The sequence below is a fragment of the Haloferax sp. Atlit-6N genome (assembly GCF_003383195.1).
Classification (GTDB): domain Archaea; phylum Halobacteriota; class Halobacteria; order Halobacteriales; family Haloferacaceae; genus Haloferax; species Haloferax gibbonsii.
On record NZ_QEQJ01000093.1, the window covers coordinates 1 to 630 of the forward strand.

General features: G+C 56.5%; 1 pseudogene. It reads left to right on the top strand.

The window, feature by feature from the left end:
* Window positions 1-373: 373 nt before the first annotated feature.
* Window positions 374-630 (top strand): annotated as a pseudogene (locus DEQ92_RS21335) (RNA-guided endonuclease TnpB family protein); the annotation flags it as partial.

Genomic DNA, 630 nt, shown 5'->3' on the forward strand with positions numbered 1-630 from the left:
CGTAGGCATGCGCTTGAACAGCGGGATGATGAACGTGAATGGCGAGTATTCGCCTACTGTGTTACACAGTTAGAACGGGAGTCCACGCTGAATGCCACGCTCTTCAGGGCGTGGTAGCTTACTACGGCTGAAAACTGAGGAGCGACCATATCTATCGAAATAACGACCGCCGCAATCGAACGGGGGTCACCGAACGATCGTCACCCGTCGGTAGCGCGGAGGCCCCACCCTCAAGGAGCGCAGGGCTTCCGCCTCTGGTGGAAGCACAAGCGAGTAGGGTGGGGAGGAAGCCGACCCGGCACTGACCAACCGCCAGACTGTTGCCCACTAACTCCCAATCATTAAGTAACCACAAGTAGATATGTGAAATATTGTGGAGCACCGTCGAACTGCCGTTATCAAGCTCGACACGCCCGAAGGTGCGGATGCATACCTTCGAGAGACTGTCGAGCAATTCAAATACTGCGCCAACACCGCGAGCAAGTGGTGTTGGCACGGCGACGACGACGGCTACCACATTCTCTCGAAAGCCAAAGCTGAACGCGCGCTCTACGACCAACTACGTGAAGACACCGAACTGACAGCGAACCTCGTCCAGAAGGGGATTCGCCAAGCCGTCGAAGCCACCAA